This window comes from Bacillus sp. JJ1764 (assembly GCF_036962145.1).
In the GTDB taxonomy this organism is placed as follows: domain Bacteria; phylum Bacillota; class Bacilli; order Bacillales; family Cytobacillaceae; genus Neobacillus.
In genome coordinates this window covers 17919-18572 of record NZ_JBALNY010000141.1, presented here as the reverse complement: position 1 = coordinate 18572, position 654 = coordinate 17919, and the positions used below count along the sequence as shown (strand labels likewise).

The window sequence follows — 654 nt, the reverse complement described above, 5'->3', positions numbered from 1 at the left end:
ATGGACTAAAAGGTACAGCACTTTCAGCTGCTAAAAGTGGAACGTCTGGATCAAGTGCTACAACCAATGATATGAACGATGTCTTGTCTAGAGACTTAAATCGAACCACTGTAATCGTGATTATTGGTGTATTGCTTGTCCTATTCTTGGTTATAAGGTCTTTTTGGACACCAGTCTTTATCACAGCATCCCTTTTAGGGGCATACTATGCAGCCATGTTCGCGATCAACTATATTTTCATAGATTTAATGGGATATGAGGGGATTTCCTCCTTTGTGCCATTCTTCTCCTTTATTATCATAGTATCCTTGGGAGTGGACTATAGCATATTCTTAATGATGCGCTTTAAAGAATATCCAGATTTGTCCCCTAAAGAGGCGATCGTTTTGGCATCTAAGAATATCGGCGGCGTCATCATTTCAGCGGTGATCATCCTTGGCGGGACATTTGCGACACTTATGCCTTCTGGAATGGTCCTTTTAACTGAATTGGCCATTGCTGTAATAACCGGACTTGTCGTACTTTGCTTTATTTTGCTTCCGCTCTTTGTTCCGGCATTAATTGTACTTCCGGACACCCTAGCAAATTTATTTTCTAGGAAAAAGGATGAGAATTTTTCTTTAGAGAAAGAAGTAGTTTAATTTAATGTGGGAC

Annotated in this window: 1 protein-coding gene; it reads left to right on the top strand. The window is 39.9% G+C overall.

Annotated features, from left to right (window positions below):
• The coding region (locus V7083_RS18450; protein WP_335480642.1) for an MMPL family transporter at window positions 1-641 on the top strand (641 nt) is incomplete at its 5' end.
• Window positions 642-654 lie beyond the last annotated feature (13 nt).